This window comes from Arthrobacter zhangbolii (genome assembly GCF_022869865.1).
GTDB lineage: Bacteria > Actinomycetota > Actinomycetes > Actinomycetales > Micrococcaceae > Arthrobacter_B > Arthrobacter_B zhangbolii.
Genome location: NZ_CP094984.1, coordinates 1,616,204 through 1,642,230 on the forward strand (window position 1 = coordinate 1,616,204; position 26,027 = coordinate 1,642,230).

A 26,027-nucleotide genomic window follows, 5' to 3' on the forward strand; every position below is an offset into this window, starting at 1 on the left:
CAGCAGCATGTCCCTGCAGCGCGGAAAAGAGGGTCGTTCCCGCCCACTGGATTGAGAGGCCCGCGCCCGAAAGCGCTGACCGGCAGACTGTCACCGTCTTTGCACCGGCCAACCTGATTCTGATGAGGGCTACTTCTCCTCTGTCGAGGCCTCCGAGGCCGGCACATCCGAAGCAGGGGCCTCCGAAACCAACGATTTCCGAGCCGATGCTCCCGAAGTCGAGGCCTCCGAGCCCGACAATTCCCGTCCCGGGCCCTCCCGATCCGCGTTCCCACCTGCGCCCCCGCCGTCGCTCCCGCCGTTGCCCCCGCCGTCGCTCCCGCCGTCGTTCACGCCCGCGCTCCCGCCGTTGCCCCCGCCGTTGCCCCCGCCGTTGCCCCCGCCGTCGCTCCCACCCGCGCCCCCGCCGTCGCTCCCGCCGTCGTTTACACCCGCGCCCCCGCCGTCGTTCACGCCCGCACCCCCACTGTGGGAACCGTCGTTGGTTTCCAGCCGGACGGGAATTACCCGCCAGGCGATGATGCCGGCAACTGCCAGGATGAGTGCGGCAATCAGGGATGTCACCTGCATGGCATCCGTGAAAGCATTCTGGGCGTCCGCAATCAGCTGTGTGGCGCCGTCGTCGAGCACCTGCAGCCCGGAGGCCAGAGAATCTGTCACCGCAGCGCGTGTGCCGGCGTCGAGCTCCGACATGGCTGGAAGATTCGTACGGTACAGGGCGCTCAGGGCGGATCCGAGGACAGCGATTCCCAGGGCGACACCAAGCTCGTACGCAGTTTCCGAGATGGAGGACGCCGCTCCCGCACGTTCCCTCGGAGCCGAAGCGACTACCGCATCCGTTGACAGCGTCATCGCCAGACCAATACCCAGTCCGGTCACGACCAGTGCAACAGCAATCCCGAGGTAGCCGCCAAGTTCCTCCGCACCGGCAAGCAAAACAAGGCCCGCAGCTCCCAGAAGCAGACCGCCGCCCACTGAGCGCCCGACGCCGAACCGGGCCACAGCGAACCCAATGACAAACACCACCGCCATCATGGCAATAGTGACGGGGAGCTCGGCCAGACCGGCCTTCAGCGGACCATAACCACGCACCAGCTGCAGGTACTGGGAAAAGAAAAAGAGCAGGCCACTGAGGGCAAAGATGGACAGCCCGTTGGCGACGACGGCACCGCGGAACGCAGGCAGGCGGAACAGTTCAATGTCCAGCATCGGGTTGCTGGAGAGCCGCTGCCGGCGGATGAATACCCACCCGGTCAGGAGGCCCAGAACCAATGCCGCGAAGCCGATGGCGTCGACCCCGCTGCTGAACGTGTGTTTGACCGCGTAGACAACGGCAACAATCGATGCGATGGAGAGCAGCGCGGAAAGCAGATCCAACTTACCCGGACGCGGGTTACGCGACTCCGGCAGCAAAACGGCGCCGCTGATCAGCAAAAGGAGCATAACCGGGATGTTGATGAGGAACACAGATCCCCACCAGAAGTTCTCCAGCAGGATGCCGCCCACCAGCGGTCCCAGGGCGGCACCGCCGCCGGCTCCAACGGACCACACGGCAATGGCGCGGGTGCGCTGAGCCGGGATGGTGAAGACGTGCCGGATGATGGACAGGGTGGACGGCATAATGGTGGCACCGCTGACGCCCAACAGGGCCCGGGCTGCGATCAGCACTTCGGGGGATGGGGCAAATGCGGCAATCGCTGACGCGATGCCGAAACCCGCCGAGCCGATAAGGAGCAGTTTCTTGCGGCCGATACGGTCGGCAACGTTACCCATGGTGACCAGCAGGCCTGCCAGCGCGAAGGAATAGATGTCGCCGATCCAGAGCAGCTGGGTCGATGTGGGTTCGAGCGATGCGCTCAGCGACGGCACGGCCAGGGCCAGGACGGTGCCATCTACCGCCAGCAGCATGACCGCAAGCGTAAGGACACCGAGGGACGCCCATTCACGGGGTCCGGCCGGTGAGGGGGCAGGGGACTGAAGGGTCATGCCTTCACCGTAATAGACCATCTGGTCGGTTCTGAGTTCGCCGTGGTCTGTGACACGCGGGGGCCCGTCTGTACAACTTACCCGACAGTCCGGTCCGCCAGCTACAAGCCAGGTACCCCGTGGCGGCTACCCGGCGGAGTCGGCGTCCAAGCCGGCATACGTGGACCAGAATGAGGCAGGATCTCGAGGCCGGTTAGTCAACAGGCCTTCAAGATACAACAGGTGGGTATGCCATCCGGGAAGGTAGCCGCCGGCTTCGGCGCCCAGACCGTCGTGTGCCAATTCCAGGTGCGTCCCGTCGCCGTCGGCCGCGAGGGAGATCCGAAGGTGGGACAACGGCTCGTCCGGAAATTCCCACGTCATGGACAGTATGCTGCCCGGCTCGCAGGTGAGGACTTTGCTGGTGCTCGAGTAGTCCTCGGCGTGTCTGATGATCACCACATCGCCGGCTGCGAAGCGGCCGGAGGATAACGTGCCCAACCAATGAGGCAATGCCTCGGAATCGGTGAGGCCCCACCAGACCCGGGCGGGCGGAGCCGGCATGGACCATTCCAGCACAACGCGGTCAGGCCCAGGTTCGATACAACGGCTGATCAGCGGCATGCCCGGAGCCTACCGCAGCAGTGTCATTCCCGGCACCGCGCGCCGCACCGGCCCTGCCACTGGCATGCCCCACGTACGTACGCAGAATGCCGCCTGTACGGCTTACCCGACAGTCCGGTCCGCGTTCGGATTGCGAATGCCCAGCACCGCTATCAGGGCAGCAGCAAAAAACAGCCCCGCCGCCGTCAGTGCCGTTTGCCGGAAACCGGGATAGCCCAGCGCACCGCCGGACACCGTCCCCACCAGTGCCACCGCAATCAGCCCGGCCACCCGGGAGACGGCGTTGTTCACTGCCGAACCGATCCCCGCCTCCTCTTCGCGCAGGGCGCCGAGGACGGCAGTGGTCAGCGGAGCGACCATAACACTGAGCCCGAACCCGAAAAGCAGCAACCCGGGAAGCAGTTCGGTGACCAGGTCCACCGGCGGCTGAACGGTCAGCAGCAGCAGGAAGCCGGTCCCGCAGATCGCCGGACCGGCGGCCATAAAAGCCCGAGGCCCGTACCGGCCGGACATCCTGCCGAAATACGTGGAGAACAGCAGCATGGCCACAGGCAGCGGCAGCGAAATGAAACCGGCCTCAATGGCGCTGTACCCGGCGGCCTTCTGTACAAACACGGTCACGGCAAAGGACCCCAGCGAAATTCCCGCGTAGGCCGCCGCGGTGACCAGATTGCCGTAGCGGAAGTTCCGCGCCCGGAACAGGGACAACGGCATCATGGGAGCCGGAGTGCGTGCCTCGCGCAGGAAGAAGAACACCAGCGCCGCAACGCCACCGACCAGGGGCACGACGACGCCGGGGTGGCCCCAGCCGCGGCGCTCCTGTTCAATGAGCGCGTAAACGGAACCGGCAAGCCCCGCGACGGCCAGCGCCGCCCCCGGAATGTCCAGGGACATGCGGCGCAGCGTGCCGCGGTCCCGGAGGCCCGCGCTGAGCAGGAGGGTCACCGCCACGGGCAGCACATTCACCGCGAAGATCCACCGCCAGCTGGCCCAGTCCACCAGCACGCCGCCCAGCAGCGGGCCGATGATCGCCGCCGTCCCGGTCCAGGCCGTCCACTGCCCGACGGCGCGTCCGCGTGCCTCGTCCCGGTACGCCGTCGTAATAAGCGCCAGGGAGCCGGGCACAAGCAGTGCGCCCGCCATTCCCTGGAGGGCCCGGGCAATGATCAGAACCTCCGGACTCCAGGCCAGGGCGCAGGCCAGGGATGCGGCGCCGAAACCCAGGAGACCGAGGCGCAGGACCCGCAGGCGGCCGAACATGTCCGAAAGGGAGCCCGCGAGCAGGATCAGGGCGCCGAGAGTGAGCAGATATGCGTTGACGGTCCATTGCTGGGTCGCCAGCCCGCCGCCGAGTTCCGTGCCGATTGCAGGCAGCGCCACGGTAACGATGGACCCGTCCAGGAAGGCGATAAAGGAGGCGAGGATGGCGACGGCGAGAAGGCGGGCGTTTCCGGCGGGAACCGGCGCGGGTGCGGTGTCCGGCATATCGGGTGGTCCCTTTCTTCAGGTGCTGCCGTTCGCCAGCGGGCCGCCGGTCAGCAGGCAGCCCAGCTCAGCAGGCAGCTCCGGTCAGCAGAGAACCCGGCTCAGCAGAGAACCCGGCTCAGCAGGGCTCCCGGGCGGCTCCAAGGTCCAGCGGCTTGAGCATGGAAGACAACCCGAGCCGCGCGGACTCGGAGCAGAAGTCCAGCGTGCCCTCGTATTCGACATGCAGCACTGCCTTGCCCGCCTCGGTGAAGGGTGCATAGCTGTCGCATTCGCTGTACCGGACGCATTCCTCATTAATCGCGAAATCAAAGTGCTCCACAAGGTCCGGAATCTGATCCAGGTCATTCTTCAGTGCAACGGACAGGCCGCGGTCCCGGGCGAGTGCGGCCACGGCACGGTTGTAGGCCAGCTGGTCCTCTGCGGTCAGAGGGAAACCGGATTCATTGACGTAGCCGTCCACGTTGTCCGGTTCCACCGCATCGAACCCCTTGGCCACACATGTGTCCATCCGGTCCGCCATGATGGGCAGCAGGATGTCCATCCGGCGGATGTCCAGCCAGCGTTCATCCGGCCAGCCGTCGAGGACGGTGCCAAGGACGGAATCCGGGAACTGGCCGGCGTCGCCGCGGTATTCCTCCCAGGATCCTGCGGAAAGGTAGCAGATGACGCCGCTTCCGGCCCGGTGCAGGGTGTCGACGTCGGCCGCCGTGGTGGTTTCGTAGTCGACGTCAAAGCTGTCGGCGGCCACGTCCAGGTCCAGGGGGCCGGAGAGCTGCCACTGCCAGCTGCCGCCGGGTGACGGCGCCCAGTTACCGCCCGACGACGGCGCGCCGCCGGGCGAGGGCGGGGAAGGGGCACCGGCGCCAGTGCCCGCCGTGTGGGCGGCCGGGGACCCGCCGCCGTCGGCCGTTGCACACCCGGCCAGAAGCAGCAGCAGTGCGGCAGCTGCCGGAAGGCGCGCCTTCACCGGTCCGCCGGGTGGCCGGCCGCCAGCTGGTCCGATACCGCAGTGGGCGGGCCGAGCCACGGATTGGGCAGGTGCCGGTCAGTAGCGAAAAGATGGCCGGCACCGTGGCGGGCGGCTGCCAGCCGGAGAGCAGGCAGTTGTCCCGGGGCGCCGGTGTGGACGAGGTGCCACAACCGTGCCGGGGGTACCCGGCGCGCCCAGGCGGGGTGCCGGAAGCCGGCGTAGGCCTCGGCGGTTCCCTCGAAGACTGAGGTGACATCAAAAAGTTCCAGATGAGCAGGCGAGGGAAACACTCCCGGGTTGGCAGCGAGCAGGGACACCCCGGCGTCCCGGGCCACACCTGCGTATTGCCGGCAGCGGCGCACGGTCCCGGTGGTGGAGGGGACTTCATCGAACATTATGCCGTCCACGTGGTAGAGACGCTGCCATGCCCGGATTTCGCGGATGACCTCCGCGGTGCGCCGGTGTCCGTAAGCCAGGGTGACGTATCCGAGCAGGCGGATGCGGCGCAGCCGGGCCACGGCCTGCGGATAGTAGGGATCCTCATCCCCGCCGGGGCCGTTGTGGACGTTGAGCACGGCAAAGGACACCTCCTGCGCGGCGAGCCATGCCCAGTCCTGCGGTGCTGCTGCGGGGTGGATATACCAGGGGATCGCCAGCCTGGGCGGGGTGATGGGCGGTGCCGTCAGGGGGGCCTTCACAGCCGGGACTTCCTCACTGCCCGGACCTCCTCACGGCCGGGACACCCTCATGCGTACGTCCGCGGATCGGCGACGCGTGTGAGCAGGACGGTGAGGCCGATGGCCAGGAATCCCAGGGCCACCAGAAGCCCGGCAAGGTTGCCCACCACAATCCAAACCGCTGCCGAGAGTGATGCCGCCGCGGCAAAGCCCACTGCACCGCGCGGCAGGCCGAAAGCGTTGAGGGTAGTGGAGGTGGTGGCCAGGGAGCTGAAGGTGGCGGCAACAATGATTGTGGTGGCCACCCGGTTTTCCTCCACCAGGAAAAGGACAACCAGAGCGGATACCACGGCGGAAATCACCACGATCGCAGCGGATATGGCCATGGTCAGCAGCCAGGCGTTCCGGGCGGCATGCCGCAGCAGGGGAGTGCGCTGGGAGGACCACTGGAGGCGTTGGCGCATCAGGACAAGCGCCGGGTCTGTTGCCGCAGCGGCGACCACGGTGGCTGCGACCAGCGCCGTGCCCTCCCAGGCCGGCAGCCGGGTCAGGGCCATCGATAGCGCGGCGGCCAGGAAGCCGGCCTGGGCTGCCGGCGGGATGGCGGCTTTCCAGTCACCGCTGTTCAGCACCCGCCGTTCCTTAATGGTGCGCTGCTGGGCGATGAAGAGCGCGGTCACGGACACGATCACTGCTACGGCCACGGTCGCCACGATAAGGGGAGCCCCACGGTAACCGAGCAGGATCTGCAGGGTGACGACGCCCGTCCCGACGGCCAGGACGGCCAGTAGGAAACGGGACCGGCCAAGAATCACGAGCATGGACACAATGCAGGAGTACCAGCACCAGGCCATGAGCAGTGCGGCCGCGGAGCCGTCGTGGCCGGGCAGCAGGAGGGAAACCACCAGATAACAGGCCAGGACCGAGGTCACCAGCAGCGTGGCGGCGGTTCCGCGGGCAATGCCGCGTTTGAGCTGTCCCGCGCCCGCGTAGGCCCAGACAATTCCGGACACTGACTGGCCGATCACCCAGGCGCCGATACCGGCTATCAGGATTTCGCGCGTGTTGGCCGCCAGCATGGTGGCGGTGAGGCCGCCAAGGACAGCACCGAGGATCAGGATGATGGCCCGCCGCGCGGCTTCCATCAGGGCGCCCTTGCCGAGCCAGCCCCGGGGACCGTGGGGAACCCGGGTAGCGCCGCGGACCTGCACCATCGTCTGCGCATAGGCGAAAACGTCGGCAGCACCGTGGCGCTGACGGACCAGGCGGTCGCTGAGCCCGGATGCCTCCAGTCGTGCCGTAATTTCAAACGTATCCACGGCGTCATAGGAAATGCCGTTTTCGTCAAAATTCGGCAGGGGGTTGCCGGAGGCGGGCAGGGTAACGCTGTCGGCGCTCATACCGAGAGTCCCAACGCGGCTTTGTCCACGCTGAACGGCGCGGTGGCGGGCAGCGGGCCGGGATGCTCAAAGAGGACCCGATCCCTGGCAGCGGCATAGGCCTCGCGGTAACGGGCGAGGCAGCGTTCCAGCGTGAACTCGGCGAGGGCACGACGTCGTGCGGCCGCTCCCATGGCGGCCCGCAGTTTGGGGTCCGTCAGCAGCGTGATGCAGGCGTCTGCGAATGCCGCAGCATCCCTGGCGTCCACGAGCATGCCCGCCGTGTGCTCGTCATCGAGGCATTCGGCCACACCGCCGACGTCTGTATTAACCGTGGCACGTCCGCACATCATGGCCTCGATCAGGGTGAACGGCAGCCCCTCGGAAACACTGGACAGTGCCACCACGTGGCCGGCGGCGATGGCGGGGCGGCTGCCCTTGGTCGGGCCTTCCCAATGCACGGCGTCGGTAATCCCGAGCGTTTCCGTCTGGCGTATCAGACCGGCACGGTAGCCCACGTTCTCGGCCGGGGTGGGGCCGAAGATGCGCAGCTGCGCGTTGGGTATCCGCTGGCGCACCAAGGCAAAGGCGGAGATGAGGGTCCCCAGGTCCTTTAGCGGATCTATCCGTCCCACAAAGCTGATGGTGGGGAGTTCGGGCTCCGTGGTGACGGGCTCGAACTTCGCCGGGTCCACGCCGTTGGTGATGGTGTGGATACGTTCCGGGCGGGCCCCGAGGCGCCGCTCCCAGCGTGCGTTGAACCGGTTCACCGGCAGCACCATGTGCGCGCTGGTGACCGCCACCTGGCACAGGCGGCGCAGGAACGCCGTCACTGCCCGCCGTACCGGCCAGGAGAAATCGGCGCCGTAGAGCGCCAGGTACCGCTCACGCAGATATACCCCGTGTTCAGTGAGCAGTATGGGAGTGCCGTGCCGCCAGGACTGGGACAGGGCGATCAGTGACGACGGTCCGTTGCTGGAGGCGTGGATGACGTCCATTCCGGACAGCCGGCGGTCTACGAGGGCCAGCGCGCGGTCCACAATACTGGCGGTCATCACCGCGTCCGCGACGGACATGGGCTCTTCGCCGGTGCTGACCAGATGCCGCGTCCAGGCGGTGAGAATGGGCTCCACCGATCCGCGGGTGGCCAGGGCACGGGCCAGTCCTACCCTGTTGCTGATGTCCACCAGATGCCGGAGGGCGTTTTCGGTCCTCCCCACCGGGTCCGCCGTATCGGACCCCAGCGCGGCGTCCCAGAGGCGGGTGAGTTCATATTGGACGGCTTCGAGCGCGTACCGGCGCCGGTTGCCGTGCCGCAGCGGTGACACGGCAGGCCCCCATACCGGGACCAGGCTGACTGACCGTACATTTGGCGGCAGTTTCCAAATGGGCCGACCGGCGTCGCCCCCGGTCAGCGCCACCAGGTGAAACTCGTGCTCCGGCATGCCGGTTACCAGCTGGTCACACCAGGTGCTGACGCCGCCGGTTGCTACGGGATACGTGCCCTCAGTGATCAGCGCTATCTTCAACGGGTCATCCGTTCGGTGCGCCGAGGGTGCCGGGGCGCCCGCGGGTCACCGGACTGGACGGGATGGATCACATGCGGCATGTTGAGGCCTTCTCCTGGACGGATACCGTCACCTGGCGGCGGTATCGGCTTCCAGTAGACAGCTTCCGGCGGCGCCAGACATAAGTACCGGCTACGTGCGCACTACGTGTGCGGCGCTGATGTGCCAGCGGTGGGCGGCCGCCCGGCTCGGCGTCGCCGTCCTCCTCAACCCCGGGCGTCGGTACACCGGCCCGCCGGCGAGAGTTCCGCGTGCTGCTGCCGGAACTACTCGACGTCGTAGACGGCGGCCGGATCGCGCTCGAGAATGCGATCGCGCATCTGGAGCTTCAGGACCTCCAGATGGGCCAGCTCGGCGGCCGTCTTATCCGGTTTGCCCGTCAGCTCGATGAACTCGTCCGCGACGATGCCGTCATTCCGGAGCACGCAGGTCACCGTGGCATCCCCGGTGCTGAGCTCAAAGACGTAGCGGGCCAGTGTGTTGCCGCGCTCGGTGCGCGACAGTTCGGGAAGCACGTTGTAGCGGTTTTCGGTGACTGCCCGTGTGACCAGCTCGAAGGTATCCCGGGCTCCGGGGCCGCCGAACGGGGTACTCACGGTGATATCGCGGCGCTCAACCCGGCCGCCGGCACTACTTGCCGCCAGCACCGGCAGCGCCCGGCCGAGCGCGGCGAAGGCATGCGCCACACCGCCGGGGAAACCCGGTCCGTGGTACTTCATGCAGTCAGAGAACGTGAAGGTCAGCTCGACGCCGTCCTCCCATACGGTGAGGGTCCGGTCCGGATGGGGGACGGGCGTCTGTTCGGGACGTTCGGGTGTTGCTGCATGCTTGCTCATGAGGGTTCTTCCGGGGTTTCGTCTCTCGGACCGGCGGGTAACCGGCGGTCGCTTCAGGGTGGTCGCTTCAGGGCGCGGGCGCTCGGCGCGTTTCGCTAGGCGGCGGTGTCCTTGATGACCGTGTAGGAGGCAACCGTGTTGGGTGCCTGCATGCCGGGTGCCTGGTCATCGGAGTGCGAAGCCTTGAAGGAATCCGACTTCAGCCACGCAAAGAAATCTTCCTTGGAGTCGAACTCCATTGTGGAGAGGTACGTGTTGCTCTTTCCCTCCGGACGCATGAGGGTGCTGCGGCCCAGGCCGGGGACGCCTTCCAGATTGGCCATGCTGTCGATGAAGGCCTTCTCAAAGGCTTCGGCCGTTTCCGGCCCGACTTCCAGGGTGTTGACCACTACGTACATTTTTGATCCTTCACGGTGTTCTGCGGACAAGGGATTTGTCCCGGGGACATTATATCGACGTGGTGTCGGGAAAACGCATGCGGCGTTCGCCCCATGGTGTTCATTGACGGCGATACTCTGTCCCCGCGGCATTCAACCGGGCCGCCTGCAGCGTCACTGATCCGCTGCGCATGGTTGCCTCGCCCAGCAGATAGGCGGCCGGGAGGTGATCACCTGCGGTGTTAACCCCTGACCTGGCTCTCGTCCACGGGAAGGGTTATTCCGTGATGGTCATCGGCGAAGACAGGAACGGGCGAAGCTCGATCCATTCGCGCAGCGGTTTTCCTCCGGCGGCCGGTGCCGCGGAGAGTTCCCCGGCGAGTTCGACGGCGCGGTCATAGTCGTCCACGTCGATCACCATCCAGCCGGCGATCAGGTCCTTGGTTTCCGCGAACGGCCCGTCGGTGACCGGAGGCCTGCCCTCGCCGTCGTAACGCACGAAGGTGCCCTCGGGAGCGAGAGCCTGCCCGTCGATGTACTCGCCGCTGGCCCGAAGCCCGTCGGCGAAGTCCTGCATGAACTGGATGTGGGCGCTGACCTCGTCCGGAGTCCACTGGTCCATCGGGGTGTCATCCAACGGCCGCGGACCCCCGCGGTAGTGCTTAAGCAGCAAATACTTGGCCATTATGGTCTCCTTGTTTCTCCTGCGTCTTTTTCTCCAGCGACACGGCCATTGTGGCGGTGCCATACAGGGGGACGGAATGGGGGAGGGAAACTCGTTCTAAGAACGGCGCGTCGTCCGATCCCGGTGGTTTTGCGCACGGAGACGGCATCGCGGGTCGAGACGGTGTCCAAACGTCACGCCCCACACCCCCGATTCCGTCACACACCGCGCCACAGCGTACCCTTGAGCATGTGAAAACCTTCGAAGACCTCTTTGCCGAGCTGAGTCAGAAAGTTCAGGACCGCCCCGCCGGGTCACGCACCGTGACCGAATTCGAGTCGGGCGTGCATGGCATCGGTAAGAAGGTTGTTGAGGAGGCCGCCGAAGTGTGGATGGCCGCCGAATACGAATCTGATGCCGAATGCGCCGAAGAAATCTCCCAGCTGCTGTACCACCTCCAGGTCCTGATGCTCGCCAAAGGCCTGACCCTGCAGGACGTTTACAAGCATCTCTAGCCGCGCGCTGACCTTGCGTCAGTGTGTGGCCCGCCGGTCGAACCTTCTCAGTAAAACGAACTTCCAGCGAAAGATGCTTCCCATGCTCCGTGTAGCCGTACCCAATAAGGGTGCCCTGTCCGAATCCGCCTCCGCCATGCTCAACGAGGCGGGCTACCGCCAGCGCCGCGACTCCCGCGAACTGGTCATGGTGGACCCCGATAACGAGGTTGAGTTCTTCTTCCTCCGCCCCCGCGATATTGCCGTGTACGTCGGTGCCGGCACGCTCGACGTCGGCCTCACCGGCCGCGACCTGTTCCTGGATGCCCAGGTGGACGCCGAGGAACTGATGAGCCTCGGCTTTGGTGCCTCCACGTTCCGCTTCGCCGGCCCGGTGGGGGACTTCACCTCCATCGAGCAGCTCGAAGGCAAGCGCGTGGCCACCAGCTACGACGGCCTGCTGCGCGCCTACCTGGCCGAACGCGGCATCAGCGCCTCCGTGGTCCGGCTCGACGGCGCCGTGGAATCCTCCGTACGCCTCGGCGTCGCGGACGCGATCGCCGACGTCGTCGAAACCGGCACCACCCTGCGCGCCGCCGGCATGGAAATCTTCGGCGAGCCGATCCTGAAGTCCGAAGCCGTGCTGATTGGACGCAGGAACGCGGAACACCCGGCCGGCCTGGACGTGCTGATCCGCCGCCTGCGCGGCGTCCTGGTGGCACGCCAGTACGTGATGATGGATTACGACGTGCGCCGCGACCTGCTGGAGGAAGCCGCCGCACGCACCCCGGGCCTGGAATCGCCCACCGTTTCCCCGCTGCGCGACACGGACTGGGTGGCCGTCCGCTCCATGGTCAAGCGCACGGACACCAACCGGATCATGGACGAGCTGTACGACATCGGCGCCCGCGCCATCCTCGTCAGCACCATCCACGCCTGCCGGATCTAGGGGAGACGCACCATGAGTGTTGCCATCCGCGTCATCCCCTGCCTGGACGTCGACGCCGGCCGCGTGGTCAAGGGCATCAACTTCGAAGGCCTGCGCGACGCCGGTGACCCGGTGGAACTCGCGCACCGGTATGACAAGGCCGGGGCTGACGAGCTGACCTTCCTCGACGTCACCGCGTCCTCGGGCAACCGGGACACCACCTTCGACGTCGTCGCGCGCACCGCCGAAGAGGTCTTTATTCCACTGACCGTCGGCGGCGGAGTCCGCTCCATTGCGGACGTGGATAAGCTGCTGCGCTATGGCGCGGACAAGGCCTCCATCAACACCGCCGCCGTCGCCCGGCCGGACGTGATTGATGAGATCACCCGGCACTTCGGCTCGCAGGTGCTGGTGCTGTCCGTGGACGCACGGCGCACGCACGACGGCGCCACGCCGTCGGGCTTCGAGGTCACCACCCACGGCGGGCGCACGGGAACCGGAATCGACGCCGTCGCCTGGGCGAAGGAGGCCGCCGACCGCGGTGTGGGGGAGATCCTGCTGAACTCCATCGACGCCGACGGCACCCGCGAGGGCTTCGACATCGAAATGATTCGAGCGGTCCGCGCCGCCGTGGACGTGCCGCTGATCGCCTCCGGCGGGGCGGGCAAGCCGGAGCATTTCCCGGCTGCCGTGATCGCCGGGGCCGACGCCGTCCTGGCCGCCTCGGTGTTCCACTTCGGCCCGGATGACGCGATCCACCAGGTGAAGCAGGCCATCCGCGACGCCGGCTACCCGGTCCGCTAGCGGCTTTCCCCTCACGGCCGCACCGGCCGTGAGGGCGGGCTCGGCCGCGCCGGACTTGCGCGGCGAACACCGACGTATGTGGCATGCTTCGCTCCATGACTATGCCAACACGCGTCCGGCGCGCTGAAGTAAGCGACCTGCCCTTCATCCTGCGCCAGGAGCGCGAATACATGGAAACCATCGAGCCGCATGCGCTCCTGGGGTGGCTGACAGTTCTCGACCAGAACCTGGAACTGTGGATCGATTGCCTTCCCCATACGTTCGTCTGCCCTGATGCAGATGGTCGTCCTCTTGGGTATGTGATGGGGAGCCTCGACGGCGACAAAGCCACTCTGGTCTCAATCAGTGTCCTCGCCGGTCGTCGCCGCCGAGGCCTCGGCAGGCTCCTCCTGGAGGCGTTTGAGCAGGACGCCGGCTCAAGCGGAGCCCGCGTGCTGGAAATCGCCGTGTACCCAGGCAACCAGGCCCATCTGCTGTACCGGGCTGCGGGTTATGAAGCCACGGGCCAGGACGGCGAGTTTGTGCTGTTCAGCAAGACCCTCGGCGCTGCCACAGGGGGAAACCGGGCAGTGCTGCGGTAACCCGGCAGGGTCCTAGGCCCCGCGGGTCTGGACGAGATTGGCGAAGGGGAGCCGGCCGTACTGCCGGACAAACTCCGCCTGATACTCCGCGAGGGCAGGGGTGAGCTCTTCGGGCGGCAGCTCCTTCCACGCCACGAGAAGGCTCTCCGCGTCCGCCAGCTGCCAGATCAGCCGGCCGTCCCAGTGGCCCGGCGGCTTGCCCCGGCCGAAGTCCACAAATTCGGAGATCTGGCGCCGCAGCCCCCGGTTGCCCTTGCTGCCCGCCCCGGCCTTGCCAAGAAACAGGACGTCCGCGTCATCCACCCACTCGGCGGCGAGGTCTGCCTGGGACAGGGAAGGATCCTTCTTCTTGAAGATCCCGGCCGTGCTTTTGGCCAGGAACCGCGGTTCCATCCCCGGGGAGCGCAACACGGCGAAGATCCCCTGCCGCTGTGGAATCCGGTTGGTATCCAGGTCCCTAAGCGGCCGGAAGCCGGTGAATCCGTGCTCTTTGAGTGATTTTCGATTCAACGGGATCGGATTCCTTGCAGTGTGAAGTATGGGCGCCGCCGGCCGGGCGCCTTCAATGCTATCCGGACCGGGCCACGGACATAGGGGGACATCGGGCTGCCGCCGATAACGGTACGGTGGTTTTCGTCGCTTAGGCGGGACCATCCGTTTCCGCCACTGCCCGAAGGGAAAAGCTTGCGTTCTGCCACCGGACCCGGCCTGCTGTTTGTCCTGGTGTGCGCCATGGGTGCCGGACCGATGATGAACTACGGTATCTCCGCCACCAGCACCCTCATCATGGCGGACCTGGGCATCAGCGAAGCGCAGTTCGGCCTGCTCGCCGCCACCTGCTTCGCCGGAGCCGCCCTGTCCTCGATGTCCCTGGGCCGGCTCAGCGACCGGATCAGTTCCCGCACCCAGCTGCTGATCATCTTCGGCGGAACCGCCCTCGCCCTGGGACTGATGGCGGTGTCCGGGAATTACCTGTGGCTGCTGGCCGCCGTCCTGCTCTCCGGCCCGGCCCAGGCCATCTCCAACCCCACCACCAACCGGATCATCAGCCATGACGTGGAACCCGGCAAACGCCCGGGCTGGATGGGCATCAAGCAGTCCGGCGTGCAGGCCAGCCAGCTCTTCTCCAGCCTGTTCTTCCCGGCTGCCGCACTCATCGCGGGATGGCGAGGAGCCGCCGTCGGGGCAGCGCTGGTCCTCGGCCTGCTGCTGGCCTACGCGTGGCACCGGCTGCCCGCCGAACCACGGCGTAGAACAACGACGGCGGCGGCGCCCACCAACCGGAGGTTCCCCGCCCCGGTCTGGCTGCTGGCAGCCTTCGCCCTGTTTTCCGGGGCGGGGATGCAGGCCACGAATGTTTATCTGCCACTGTTCGCCCAGCGGGAGATCGGATTCACCCTGCTGATGGGCGGCGCCACCGCAGCCGCGGCCGGCGTGGTCGGCGTGGCCTCGCGCGTGCTCTGGGGCCGGCGGATGGCCGCCGGCGTCCGTGCCTCCACCCTGCTGCTGCTTCTGGCCGCAGGCGCCGTCTGCGGCGCAGTGCTGTTGCTGGTGGCTGGCCAAAGCGGCGCGCAGGGATGGCTATGGGCCGGCGTCGTGTTCCATGGGGCCTCAGCGCTGGGCGTGAACGTGGTGGTGATGGCCGGGGTGCTGCGGGAGGTACCCAAAGAACGGGTGGGTGCCGCCTCCGGTGCCGTGTCGCTGGGCATGTACACCGGGTTCGCGCTGGGGCCGCTCGCGATGGGTGTGCTGCTGGAAGCCTCCGGGGGTTTCCTGGCGGGCTGGCTGTGCATCGGGGCCGCATATCTGGTCTGCGCCGGCATCGGCCTGGCCTACCGGGTACGGGATGGCCGGGCCCGGTCCGCCGTCGCCCGCGGGAGTGGCGGGAAGGTGCCCGGGAAATAAACGACGCCGGATCCGCCTTGTGCTCTAAGTGCCCTACGGCACTGATTCCCCCACAGTTTGGAGAAGTATGACCACCGCACGCGCTTACGCCGCCACTTCCGCCACGGATCCGCTGGTTCCCACCACCATTGAACGCCGCGAAGTCGGCCCGCATGACGTGCTCATCGACATTGCCTATGCCGGCATCTGCCACTCCGACATCCACACCGTCCGCGGCGAATGGGGTCCCATTGCCTACCCGCAGGTGGTGGGCCACGAAATCGTCGGGACCGTTGCCGAAATCGGCTCCGAGGTCACCAAGCACCAGGTCGGCGACCGCGTGGGCGTAGGCTGCATGGTCAACTCCTGCCGCGAGTGTGAGAACTGCAAGGCCGGCATGGAGAACTACTGCCTCAACGGCAACATCGGGACCTACGCCAGCAAGGACGTGGACGGCACCATCACCCAGGGGGGCTACGCCACCTCGGTAGTGGTCAATGACGACTTTGTGCTCCGCGTCCCGGAGAGCATCTCCTACGAGGCTGCCGCCCCGCTGCTCTGCGCCGGCATCACCACCTACTCGCCGCTTTCCCACTGGAACGCGGGACCGGGCAAGCGCGTCGCCGTCGTCGGCATGGGCGGACTGGGCCACATGGGAGTGAAGATCGCCGTCGCCATGGGAGCGGAGGTAACCGTCCTGTCCCAGACCCTCAGCAAGCAGGAGGACGGGCTCCGCTTCGGTGCGAAGGACTACTACGCCACCAGTGACGAGAGCACCTTCGAGAAGCTGGCCAACACGTTCGACCTGATCATCAACACGGTGAGTGCACCGATCGACCTGCAGCAGTACCTCTCCCTGCTGCGCCTGGACGGCACCATGGTCAGCGTCGGAGCCCCGCCCGAGGCGCTGCCGATCTCCGTGTTCGCCCTGATGGGCAACCGGCGATCCTACGCTGCCTCAGGCATCGGCAGCATTGGGGAGACCCAGGAAATGCTGGACTTCTGCGCCGAGCACGGTATCGCCCCCGAGGTGGAGCTGATCGAGGCCAAGGACATCAATACCGCGTACGAGCGCGTGCTGAAATCCGACGTGCGCTACCGCTTCGTCATTGACACGGCCACCATCTAAACCTGCCTAGTCAGCAGAGGCGCCTCACCGGCTGGTGGGGCGCCTCTGCTGTGCTTACGGGTCATTACTTGCGTCTCAGGCCCGGGAATCTGATCTCTTGTTTTTAGGGCCTAAAACAGGTGTCGGGTCTGGAATTTACAAGTAGTTTTGGGTAAGTCATTGGCTTAATTGGCCTGTGTTGGTAAGTTCTCCCACGACCGGTCGCCGGCATTAAGCGCTCGGCGGGTAAATGTCATTAGAGGGGGAATTCCATGTCACGCGTGTTGTCCACCGAGCAGGCGAAGTCTGCTATCAACCAGGTGCAGTCCATCATTAACGGCGGTTTCACCGACCAGATCTCGGCATTGGATGCGCAGGGCAAGATCCTGTCTGATCCGAATACCTGGGACGGCCCGCTGGCTGCCCAGTTCCGCGGATCCACGTGGCCGGAAACCAAGGCCGCCCTGGACAAAGCCCGCCAGGAGCTCGAAGAGCTCCGCACCCAGCTCCAGAAGATCTCCCAGGACATCTTCTCCGCAGGCGGCGGCGCCTAGTTTCCGTCACCTGCAGGTGACGGGAACGGTGGGTAGCCGCCGGCTCACGCGAGCCGCCGGTTACCCACCGTTTTATCGTTCTTACGTTTCCCGACGGCCCTGAACGCTGCCGGCAAGGACCAGGAGTCCCTGCCTCTGGTTTTCGGCGGCGATTCCATGCCTGGCCTGTGCTTATTCCGGGTCAGGCCCTGCCGGGGTTGATGAATTCTACTTTTGCTTTTTCTTCCGGTTCATTCAGTGGGGGGCCCTGATTATGTCTGACACCAAGTTTGTTGAAGTGCCGTTGTTGCCGGAAGATTCCCGGGGACGGTTTGTCTATTCCGTGGCAGAGGAACTTAAATCAGCGTTCGAACAGGCGGCGTCACGGCTCGACGGCCAGGCAGGGGCGCGTGCCTCCTATGTCGCAACCGGCAAAGAGGACTTCGACGGAAACTTCGCCACCAAGTTCCAGGACAATGCCTTGGTGGCAGCCAATGACGCCCGGAACCTTGCTGCCGCGCTGCGGGATGTGGCGCGCTACGCCGGGCAGATGATCGAGGCCGGGCATGAGGAAGATGACCGGCGCCGGGAAAACAACGAGTGGGTGTGGCGGCACAACAACCGCTCCTGGCTGGAGGAAATCGGCGACTGGTTCGGCGGTGAGGAACCGAGGCCCAACCAGGACCGCGGATCCGCCCCAACCTTCCCTGCGGCGACGGCAGCGACCGGCCAGCGGGACACGCCCCCGCCGGGCAGCGGAGGATACGGGGGCGGCACATCCTCGGCCCGGCCGTCGAACCTGCGCTCCTTCGCCGTCGGCTCCCGCGGCCTGGACACGGACTTGTCCGCCACGCCGGGAACCCTGAGCCAGCACCTTTCCTCCTTCGCTGCGCAATGCAACTGGGGCGGAATAGACGCTCAGGGCGTCCTCAATGCCTATAAGGACTATCTGGACGCCAACGAGAACGACGCCCGGTGGGCCACCGTCGTGGCGGATGCCTTCGCTGCGGCCGGCGGGGAAGGGAACGTCTCGACGGTGTCGGATGCGGCCCTGGAAGCTGCGCTGGCCGCTGCCGGCGTGGACGTCACCAGGGACAGCCTGCAGATCGATCCGCCCCAGGCCTACGGCGCGGTTCCGACCACCGGGTATGCCAATGACCCGGTGAACACGGCAACCGGTAACTTCGTCGAACCCGAAACGGACCTCGGGTTCCCCGGAGCCGCGTCCAACCTCGTGCTGTCCCGGATGTACAACTCGCTGGCGCCGCAGGAGGTTTCCGGGGTATTTGGTCCGGGCTGGTCCTCGGTGCTGGACCAGGAGCTGGTGCTCTCGGACGAGGGCTGCCGGTGGATAGTGGCTGACGGCCGGGCCGTGGATTTCCCCCGCGAGGGGGAGGCCTGGTCACGGGCAGTGGGGGAGAACTACTGGCTGACCCGCGAGCCGGACGCAGGCTTTGCCGAACTTACCTCTCGTCCCGGCGGCACTACGGAACTGCTGGTGGTCCGGAACAACGAGGGCGCATGGTGGGCCTACAGCTTGGCCGGTCTCTGGCTCGGTGCCGGGTCCGGCCCGGGCCGGACGGTGTCCGTTCACCGGGAAGACACCGATGAGGACGGCCGCCCGGGACTGGTGACCCGCCTGTCCCATGTGCGGGGCCGGTTCCTGGAGATTGACTACGTGGGCGGCCGTGCCGCCGTCGTCCGGGCCTCGGACGGGCGCCGGGCCGAGTACGGGTACGACGACGCCGGCCGCCTGGTCTCAGTGACGACGGAGACCGGCACCCGTTCCTACCGGTGGAACGACGCCGGGCTGATCGACGCCGTTTACTCCGCCGCCGGTGTGCTGGAAGCAGAGAACACCTATGACGAGCAGGGCCGCGTGGTTCTGCAGGTCACCCAGCACGGCCGCCGGACCCGTTTCGCGTACCTGCCCGGCAGAGTCACTGCTGTTTCGGACGAGGACGGGACCCGCTCGAACTCCTGGATTGCCGATGCGAAGGGCCGGCTGGTCGGGGTGCTGGACTCCCATGACCAGCGCCAGTCCATGGCGTACGACCGGCACGGCAATCTGGTCTCCTTCACCGAACGCGACGGGTCCGTCACCGTCCACGCCTATGACGACCGCGGACGGAAGATCCGCACCGTCACGCCCGAGGGTGCGGACCTGACCTACGGCTGGGACGAGCAGGACCGCATCACCACCCTGGTCACCGAATCCGGGTCCGTCGTCACCTATGAGTACGCGGACGATCTATCCCGTGACCCCTCGGTGATTGTCGATCCGCTCGGCGGACGCACCGAGCTGATCTGGGACCAAGGGCTCCTGACCCGCGTGACGGACCCCGCCGGGGTAACGGTCGAGTTCGACTATGACGACTTCGGTGACCTGGTCGCCACCCGCAACGCCCTCGGCGACACCGCACGGATTGTGCGCGATGCCGCCGGCCGCCCGGTCGCCTCGATCACCCCGTCCGGCGCGGAAACCCGCTTCAGCTATAACACTGCGGGCCTGCTCGTCCGGCGCGAAGACCCGGATGGCGCCGTCTGGTCCTTCGAGTACGACGCCGCCGGACGGCTCACCGCCTCCGTCGCCCGCGATGGCGGCCGGACCGCACTGGAATACGCCGCCAACGGGGAACTGGTCCGCACCATCGACCCCCTGGGCCGGGCCATCGAGCGCGTCTTTGATGAACTGGGCAACGTCACCGCGGCCATCCTGCCGGACGGCGCCCGCTGGGGCTTCGCCCACGACACGCTCTCCCGGCTCACCGGCGTCACCGACCCGGCCGGGCACGACTGGATCCGTGAGTACGACAAGGTCGGCAACCTCACCGCCGTCGTCGACCCGACCGGCGTCCGCTCCGAGGCCGCCACCGACCGTGGGGCCGGCACGGCCACCGTGGCCGATGCGTTCTCCTCCTCGACCTACAGCTTCGACGAATACGGCCGTCCCGTGCGGGCCGAAGCCGCGGATGGTTCCGCGGAACTGACCACCTATGACGCGGCCGGCAACCCGGTGGAACTGCTCGACGGCGATTGCGGACTGACCCGCCTGGAACGGGACGTGTCCGGGAAGATCATCTCTGTCACCTCTCCGTCCGGGGCGGTGACCCGGTATGAGTACGACGTCTGCGGCCGGCCGTGGAAGACCATCGACCCGCTCGGCGCCGAGACTGAGCTGGTGTATGACGTCGATCAACGCGTCACGGCCCGGGTTCTTCCCACGGGGGAGACGGAGACGTTCGAGTACGACTCCTGCGGCCGGCTCATCCTGCGGGTGACCCCAGGGCGCGGTAATGCCCGGTACGGGTATGACAAGGCGGGACGGCTGAGTTTCTCGCAGGATTCCTGGTACGGGACCCGTCGTTTCCGCTACAACGTGGCCGGGGAACTGACCGAGACCGTCAACGGTGTGGGCGGACGGACCCGGTTTGAGTACGACGTCCGCGGCCGGCTGATCCGCATCACCGACCCGCTGGGCGGGGTCACCACCCGCACCTATACCGCAACGGACAAAGTCGAGTCGGTCAGCGATCCGTTGGGTCGGGTCACCACCGCCACATATGACCCGGCGGGCCGGCAGTTGTCCCAGACCGATCCGGACGGGAACACCACCCGCTGGACGTATGATGCGGCCGGACGGGAGCAGAGCACCTCCCGGAACGGGAAGCTGCTGGCGTCGGTGGACCGCGACCGGATGAACCGGCGGGTGGTGGTCACCGACTTCACCGGGGACGACGGGCTGACGGTCGAGCATGAACTCGGCTTCAACCGCCGGGGCCAGCTGACCTCCCGCACCCGCGGAGCCGAGGGCATGTCATGGTCCTATGACGCGGACGGGAACCGTACGTCCTTCACTGACACTGCCGGTACCACCACCACCTATGCCCGGGACGCAGCCGGGCGGGTGAAATCCGTGCACAACCCCCGGCTCGGGGAAGCGCAGTTCACGCATGACGCCTCCGGCCGGCTGACCGCGGTCACCGCCGGGGACCTGGTGCAGGAATGGGCGTACCGCAACGGGTACCTGGCCGAGCACACCCGCAGGATGGGCTCCGCTTCGGACGCTTCCGCGGACATCACCCTGATGGGCCGTGACGAGGACGGCCGGATCACCTGCCTGACCCGTGCCGGTGCCGTCACCCGGTACGGGTACGACGGGGCGGGACAGCTCGTGGCTGCCGCCACGACGCCCTTGGGTGAGTCCGGTGCTGCCGCTACGGTGCGGTCTCAGGTTTCGGAGTGGGAGTACGACGCTGGCGGGCGTCTGGTCCGCGAACACACCCCGGCCGGGTCGCGGCTGTATGCCTATGACGTGGCCGGTGAACTGACCTCCGTCACCGAGCCGGACGGGTCCCGGACGGAATATGTCTACGACGGGCTCGGCCGGAGGTCCCGGCTGATTCGCCCGGACGGGTCCTGGACCGAATACGCCTGGGGGCAGACCGGGTACCTGCAGGAAACTGTGGACCGTACCCCGGACGGGGCCGAGACCGCCCGGCACCGCTTGTGGGTGGATGCCCTCGGTGAGCTGGCGTCGGTGGATGGCTGCCCGGTGTGGTGGGACAGTGCCAGTGCAGTGCCCAGGCTGGCCGGTGTCGGCGGGGAGCAGGTGGTAAACCTGCCCGGCGGGGTGACCGGGGTAGGGGAGGCCTGGATCGCACCGGGATGGCGTGCTGCCCGGGCCACTAATGAAACTGATCCTTGGGCGGTGCTGGGGACATCGGTCATTCCGGAACCGGGTGCGGTATCCGGAACGGGTGCTATGCCCGGGGCGGGTGTGGTGGCCGGTGGTTTGCCGGCCGGTATCAGTCTGACCGGTGACGGTGGCCTGGATATTGCCGGCCTGGAATGGCTCGGTGTCCGGGCGTACGATCCGGGAGCCAGGGGCTTCCTCTCCACCGACCCGTTGGCCCCGGTGCTCGGTGCCGGTTGGGACGGCAACCCGTACTCCTACGCGGGAAACAACCCGCTGAACGCCAGCGATCCCACGGGTCTGCGTCCGCTGACCGATGAAGACCTGAAAGCCTACGACGCCTCCAGCCGCGGTGCGCTGGCAGCTGCCGGGGACTGGGTTAAGGACAACTGGGAATACATTGTCGGCGGTGCCGCGATCATCGGCGGGGCGGCACTGATGTTCGTGCCCGGCGGACAGGTCTTCGGTGCGGGGCTGATCAGCTTCGGTGCCGACGTCGTGATCCAGAAAGCCACCACTGGTGAGGTGAACTGGGTCCAAGCCGGGATTTCCGGAGGCCTAGGCATGACCGGCGCCGGCGTGGGAATGATCGCGGGCAGGATGGTCAACAATCCCGTGATCCGTGCGGCCGTAGAAGCAGGTGTCGACGGCGCGATCACTGGGGGCGGCGAATACCTGGCTCAGACAAAAGACCCGAGCCTTGCCGGGCTCGCCCGTGCTGCGGGAATTGGTGCCGGATCGGGATTGATACCTGGTCCTGGTACTGGCGCTGGCCGGGGCGAACTAATGCCGCCCGCCAAACCAAGGCTAGGCGAGATTCCGCCGGTACCGGATGGTGTGGTCTATAAACGAGTCGACACATTAGGGGGCATAGATGACTACGTTGGGCAGGCAGAGAGCGAACAGCGGTTCCTCAAGCGACAGCGGGAACACTACAGGAAGTATCCTGATGCAGTGTTTATATTCCCCGTCTTGGACCGTGCAGAGCCAGGAGTCGAGCTAGATCGACTCGAGGAGTACTGGATTCGAAAGCTGGGCGGACCTACGAATAAGGGGAATCCGGACGGTTTGCTGTCGAACAAGCGACATCAAATGCGGGACAGTAGATACCAAGAGGCCGGAGGAGATCCATCACGGTACAGCGAATGAAGTTTCCAAAGCTGAAAGACGGAGATGTCTTTAAAGTTCCCCTAGGCGATGGACGAGCGGCGGTTGGGCAAGTTATATCGACCTATTTTTCGGCACATTATGTGGTGATTTTTGACTTTGTCGCACAGGAAGATGACATCGAGCTGAACGTTACGAGTGCCCTCCAATCTCGTCCAGCATTTGGCGGTCTGACTTTCGATGCCCTCTTCCGCCCAGGACGCTGGCAGGTGCTTGGGAATAGTGTAGTGGACGGCAGGAAATTCCTCCCCGCATACAAAACCGGGGCAAGTGAGATTGGAAATTGCGTCATCGAGGATTTCAAGGGAACGCGGAGACGGCCCGCTACCGAGGTGGAAGAGGCGATAGTTCCCTTTCGGACGACCATCTCCCCAATTATTCTTGAACGCGCTATGAAGGCTCACGTAGGCATGGAACCCTGGCTTGACGCCTTCGACGAAGTTCGTTTGGGGCAAACGGTTAAGAGTGCGGACATTTTTGACGATTGAAGAGCTCAACTCATTTTAGTGTTGGTGAAATCACTGGTTGCGCTTGATGGTGTGTGCGGGCTCCCAGGGAGCGGGTTTAGGTTTAGGAGGCAGTAATGGCTATAACAGCAACGGAAGCCCGCCGGGATCTGGCTCGTCTCATCGAACGGGTAAACGATGACCGCATCGAAATCGAGATCGTGTCTAAGCGGGGGTCGGCCGTATTGATGTCGAAAGACGAGTATGACTCGTGGATGGAAACAAACTATCTGCTTAGCTCACCGCAAAACGCGCAGCGGCTCCTGGCGTCACTCACGTCTGCACGGAAAGACGACACGGCCGAGTATGAGCATTGTGAACAGTGAGCCGGCAACACAGTGACCACTCGACCTGTTCCGCTATCAGCTCGGCGCGGAAGAAGACGCATAACAGATTGTTCCGCATCCTCGTCTCAGTTAGGCGGACGGACACCGTTTGGCTCGGAACAAAGCAAACGTCACGCCAAGTGCATGATCAAGCGAGGTCTTACGCGGCCTATCCGACATGGATGTCCCAGACAGGCATCGACTCAATCAGCTCAACAGGACCAATGAGGTCCGATGCGCCGTCAGCTTGATTATGGATCTGAAACCGGGCCGATCGGGTTAAGCCGGTATGCCACACGAGTGTGGCCCATGGCACGGTATGGCTGGGCAGACACCTGGGACCTAGGCATGTCGTAGGCAGCCAAATTGTCTTGAGGCGCGATGTAAACGCGCGTCCACTCGCCGCGTTCGGCTGTGATTGCAGACAGTTGACGGGCAAATAGTCCGTCCTGGTACAGGTGAACACCTTCGTCGGCCCGTGCATGAACCCAGTCGCTGTATCGGTCATACACGAACCTGAAGGTCACGAAAGGCGTGAAGTCCTGGGCATTGGTTAGCCAAAAGCGTCGAACGTTCTCGTCAATGGGTACCCGACAGGCAGGTCGACGCGATCCCGCAACGGTGCTTCCAGGTCGCACAGAACGACTTTTCTTTTTGTGCGTGCCTTCGATCATGTCCTGGTCGGAGCGACAGCACGGGACAAGACTGAGGACCCCGGTGAATTTGTCGATCTCGTACCTGAACGCCGTGACCGAGCATCCCCAATCTCGCAGCTCCAGGATGCTGCCAGCGGTCTGAGGATGGATGGATTCTCCGATGATCATGAGAGCCGGAGATTCATTCACGGTTTCTGGAAGCGGGTGGCCGAAGCGCTGTTGGAAAGCCACCGCCAGGTCGATACGGTCACCGTGACCAACGACGTGGATGAGCTCCTCTCTTTTCAGCTGCTTGAGAGAGTGCCGATAGTGGAGAATCTGGCCAATGACGGAGGGTTTGGCTTCGTCCCGCTTCAGCTCAACGATGTGTAGGAGGCCAGTCGAGTCGATCGCGAGTAAATCAACCTCGCCTCCGGATATCTTCACCTGTCTTCCGATGACCAATAGGTCCTGCCCGGTAAGCCATAGCCGGGTTTCCAGATAGTCCTCTAAGTCCTTCTCATAACGGAATCCCAGCAGTTTCATGAGTTGGGTCACCACCAGTCGCCCTATTCTTTGTGGAGTGCGTGGGAAGGTGCTGTGTGGTGGATGGGGCTTACACTTACCCGGACGCAACGGAAAACTGCGCGCGATTCAGGTAACGCTGTTGACTTGCAGACCCGCGAGCTCACACACAAGGGAGGAGGTCTGGCGGCCGAGCTCCTGATCCAGGACGACTTTCAGGCGAGCAGCGAGGACCTCTCGGTAGAGAGAACCTGAACCTTCCCTAATACGCTCTGGACGCTCCGGCGGAGAATTGTCACCGGACGCAGAAAGTGTGCTGTCAGCAAGGAGACGGCGTATCGCCGAGTCCCACATCTGGGTGCCGGTCGTTTTCCAGACTGTGTCAAGAAGGGCCTTCTCCTCGTTGCTGGCGGCACCGCTCTGAGCAAGCACGGTCAGCATCGCAGCACCATATCCAAACTTGAGGTCGCTAGGGGAAGAAATCGCCTCAAAGGCCCACATGGCCCGCGTCCACCATTCCCTATTGGAATAGAAGTTTCTCGGACCACAGAACGAGGGCACCATACCGTTCATGTTCACATGGCGTTCCATGCATCACCTCGAATCAGCAGCACATCATTCATTACGGAAGTCCCGGAGTGCAATCCTGACGCGGTAATCAGCATCCGACGTCGGATGCCTAAATAATAAACTAACGATGCGACTTTTGCGAGTTCTTCGAAAGTAGGCGAAATGGGCATATCTTTCGCCGTGATAATCCATTGATAAATGAGGATATATTGCATATTTAGCTATATCGTCTGGATGGGCCGGCCGTCGTTTGCTGAGGCCGTGACCTTTCGAAGGGAAGCTCAGGGCGACGAGCATCCGGTCAAGGCTGGACAAACGAGCATCGTCCGCGCACTCCTCGCAGCAGCGCTACCTCATCCACCCCCCGTCTTCGGACCCAGTTTTTCAAGCCGGAGGGAACGCCGTTGCACAATGCTTGCACCCCCCAATAGTTTCGTCGTCGCGATTCCGCGGTGTCAGCCATCCCGGTCGCGCGCCCTGGACAACCACACCGTCGATCCCCGGGAGCTGAGGCCGGTGTGTTCGTTGCTAACGGGTGGAGCTCAGCGGGGACCTAGGCCGAGGCCACATCCCGGATCCCAACGATGGTTCTTCAGCCCGCGTTTTCTTGCTTTCTGGCGGACATCAAAATAACTGAATGGACCGGAACCAGCCCGGTTCTGGTCCGGTTCGGGGCCAGAACCGGGATATCGATAGAGGCCGCCCTGCACTGTGTCCATTTG

General features: G+C 65.3%; 23 protein-coding genes. 10 read left to right on the forward strand and 13 right to left on the reverse strand.

Features of this window, described 5'->3' with window-relative positions; genetic code table 11:
• Positions 1-129: 129 nt before the first annotated feature.
• The 10 genes from MUK71_RS07525 to MUK71_RS07570 all read right to left on the reverse strand — a co-directional run bounded on the left by MUK71_RS07525 (position 130) and on the right by MUK71_RS07570 (position 10,569).
• On the reverse strand, positions 130-1,986 hold the full coding sequence (locus MUK71_RS07525) for an MFS transporter (RefSeq protein ID WP_227927940.1): 1,857 nt from the start codon (positions 1,984-1,986) through the stop codon (positions 130-132).
• Between the two features lie 126 nt (positions 1,987-2,112).
• Entirely contained in the window at positions 2,113-2,529 is a 417-nt protein-coding gene (locus MUK71_RS07530) for an SRPBCC domain-containing protein (protein WP_227902115.1), read from the reverse strand.
• 162 nt (positions 2,530-2,691) lie between these two features.
• Complete coding sequence (locus MUK71_RS07535) at positions 2,692-4,074, reverse strand: MFS transporter (RefSeq protein ID WP_227927938.1); 1,383 nt, start codon at positions 4,072-4,074, stop codon at positions 2,692-2,694.
• A 118-nt stretch (positions 4,075-4,192) separates the two neighbouring features.
• Complete coding sequence (locus MUK71_RS07540; RefSeq protein ID WP_227927937.1) at positions 4,193-5,044, reverse strand: endo alpha-1,4 polygalactosaminidase; 852 nt, start codon at positions 5,042-5,044, stop codon at positions 4,193-4,195.
• The gene (locus tag MUK71_RS07545) at positions 5,041-5,745 is read right to left on the reverse strand and encodes a spherulation-specific family 4 protein (protein WP_227927936.1); all 705 of its coding nucleotides are present in this window, start codon (positions 5,743-5,745) and stop codon (positions 5,041-5,043) included. Before MUK71_RS07545 ends, MUK71_RS07540 begins: the two co-directional genes overlap by 4 nt.
• A 47-nt stretch (positions 5,746-5,792) precedes the next feature.
• Positions 5,793-7,124, reverse strand: coding sequence for a hypothetical protein (locus MUK71_RS07550; RefSeq protein WP_227927935.1), 1,332 nt, complete (start codon positions 7,122-7,124; stop codon positions 5,793-5,795).
• A complete protein-coding gene (gene pelF, locus MUK71_RS07555) occupies positions 7,121-8,632 on the reverse strand; it encodes a GT4 family glycosyltransferase PelF (protein ID WP_227927934.1) in 1,512 nt (503 codons plus the stop codon). The genes MUK71_RS07550 and pelF overlap by 4 nt, the downstream gene beginning before the upstream one ends.
• 305 nt (positions 8,633-8,937) lie before the next feature.
• Positions 8,938-9,507, reverse strand: a complete 570-nt coding sequence (locus MUK71_RS07560; RefSeq protein ID WP_227927933.1) for a hypothetical protein — start codon at positions 9,505-9,507, stop codon at positions 8,938-8,940.
• Between the two features lie 95 nt (positions 9,508-9,602).
• Positions 9,603-9,905 (reverse strand): antibiotic biosynthesis monooxygenase family protein, encoded by a 303-nt coding sequence (locus MUK71_RS07565; RefSeq protein ID WP_227902108.1) that lies wholly within the window; start codon positions 9,903-9,905, stop codon positions 9,603-9,605.
• Positions 9,906-10,161: 256 nt separating this feature from the next.
• A complete protein-coding gene (locus MUK71_RS07570; RefSeq protein ID WP_227927932.1) occupies positions 10,162-10,569 on the reverse strand; it encodes a YciI family protein in 408 nt (135 codons plus the stop codon).
• A 230-nt stretch (positions 10,570-10,799) separates the two neighbouring features.
• Between MUK71_RS07570 and MUK71_RS07575 the strand changes: the two genes are divergently transcribed.
• The 4 genes from MUK71_RS07575 to MUK71_RS07590 all read left to right on the forward strand — a co-directional run bounded on the left by MUK71_RS07575 (position 10,800) and on the right by MUK71_RS07590 (position 13,355).
• Positions 10,800-11,063 (forward strand): phosphoribosyl-ATP diphosphatase, encoded by a 264-nt coding sequence (locus tag MUK71_RS07575; RefSeq protein WP_227902106.1) that lies wholly within the window; start codon positions 10,800-10,802, stop codon positions 11,061-11,063.
• Between the two features lie 82 nt (positions 11,064-11,145).
• On the forward strand, positions 11,146-11,991 hold the full coding sequence (gene hisG, locus MUK71_RS07580) for an ATP phosphoribosyltransferase (protein ID WP_227902105.1): 846 nt from the start codon (positions 11,146-11,148) through the stop codon (positions 11,989-11,991).
• Between the two features lie 12 nt (positions 11,992-12,003).
• Complete coding sequence (gene hisF, locus MUK71_RS07585) at positions 12,004-12,774, forward strand: imidazole glycerol phosphate synthase subunit HisF (RefSeq protein ID WP_227927931.1); 771 nt, start codon at positions 12,004-12,006, stop codon at positions 12,772-12,774.
• Positions 12,775-12,869: 95 nt separating this feature from the next.
• Positions 12,870-13,355: a GNAT family N-acetyltransferase gene (locus tag MUK71_RS07590; protein WP_227927930.1), complete on the forward strand. Its 486-nt coding sequence runs from the start codon at positions 12,870-12,872 to the stop codon at positions 13,353-13,355.
• 12 nt (positions 13,356-13,367) lie between these two features.
• On the opposite strand, the gene MUK71_RS07595 is transcribed toward MUK71_RS07590, so the two are convergent.
• Positions 13,368-13,871 (reverse strand): hypothetical protein, encoded by a 504-nt coding sequence (locus MUK71_RS07595; RefSeq protein ID WP_227928083.1) that lies wholly within the window; start codon positions 13,869-13,871, stop codon positions 13,368-13,370.
• Positions 13,872-14,039: 168 nt separating this feature from the next.
• Between MUK71_RS07595 and MUK71_RS07600 the strand changes: the two genes are divergently transcribed.
• The 6 genes from MUK71_RS07600 to MUK71_RS07625 all read left to right on the forward strand — a co-directional run bounded on the left by MUK71_RS07600 (position 14,040) and on the right by MUK71_RS07625 (position 23,575).
• Positions 14,040-15,260 (forward strand): MFS transporter, encoded by a 1,221-nt coding sequence (locus tag MUK71_RS07600; protein WP_227927929.1) that lies wholly within the window; start codon positions 14,040-14,042, stop codon positions 15,258-15,260.
• Between the two features lie 67 nt (positions 15,261-15,327).
• On the forward strand, positions 15,328-16,368 hold the full coding sequence (locus tag MUK71_RS07605) for an NAD(P)-dependent alcohol dehydrogenase (protein WP_227927928.1): 1,041 nt from the start codon (positions 15,328-15,330) through the stop codon (positions 16,366-16,368).
• Between the two features lie 251 nt (positions 16,369-16,619).
• Positions 16,620-16,901 (forward strand): pyrophosphorylase, encoded by a 282-nt coding sequence (locus MUK71_RS07610; RefSeq protein ID WP_227902099.1) that lies wholly within the window; start codon positions 16,620-16,622, stop codon positions 16,899-16,901.
• Positions 16,902-17,154: 253 nt separating this feature from the next.
• On the forward strand, positions 17,155-22,725 hold the full coding sequence (locus tag MUK71_RS07615; protein ID WP_227927927.1) for a DUF6531 domain-containing protein: 5,571 nt from the start codon (positions 17,155-17,157) through the stop codon (positions 22,723-22,725).
• Positions 22,722-23,231 (forward strand): Imm26 family immunity protein, encoded by a 510-nt coding sequence (locus MUK71_RS07620; protein WP_227902097.1) that lies wholly within the window; start codon positions 22,722-22,724, stop codon positions 23,229-23,231. The genes MUK71_RS07615 and MUK71_RS07620 overlap by 4 nt, the downstream gene beginning before the upstream one ends.
• A 95-nt stretch (positions 23,232-23,326) precedes the next feature.
• The gene (locus MUK71_RS07625) at positions 23,327-23,575 is read left to right on the forward strand and encodes a type II toxin-antitoxin system Phd/YefM family antitoxin (protein WP_227902096.1); all 249 of its coding nucleotides are present in this window, start codon (positions 23,327-23,329) and stop codon (positions 23,573-23,575) included.
• Positions 23,576-23,826: 251 nt separating this feature from the next.
• Here the strand turns inward: MUK71_RS07625 and MUK71_RS07630 are convergent, their stop codons facing one another.
• Together MUK71_RS07630 and MUK71_RS07635 are read right to left on the reverse strand one after the other, a co-directional pair.
• Positions 23,827-24,768, reverse strand: a complete 942-nt coding sequence (locus MUK71_RS07630) for a PDDEXK family nuclease (protein ID WP_227927926.1) — start codon at positions 24,766-24,768, stop codon at positions 23,827-23,829.
• 96 nt (positions 24,769-24,864) lie between these two features.
• On the reverse strand, positions 24,865-25,326 hold the full coding sequence (locus MUK71_RS07635) for a hypothetical protein (protein WP_227902094.1): 462 nt from the start codon (positions 25,324-25,326) through the stop codon (positions 24,865-24,867).
• Between the last annotated feature and the right edge of the window lie 701 nt (positions 25,327-26,027).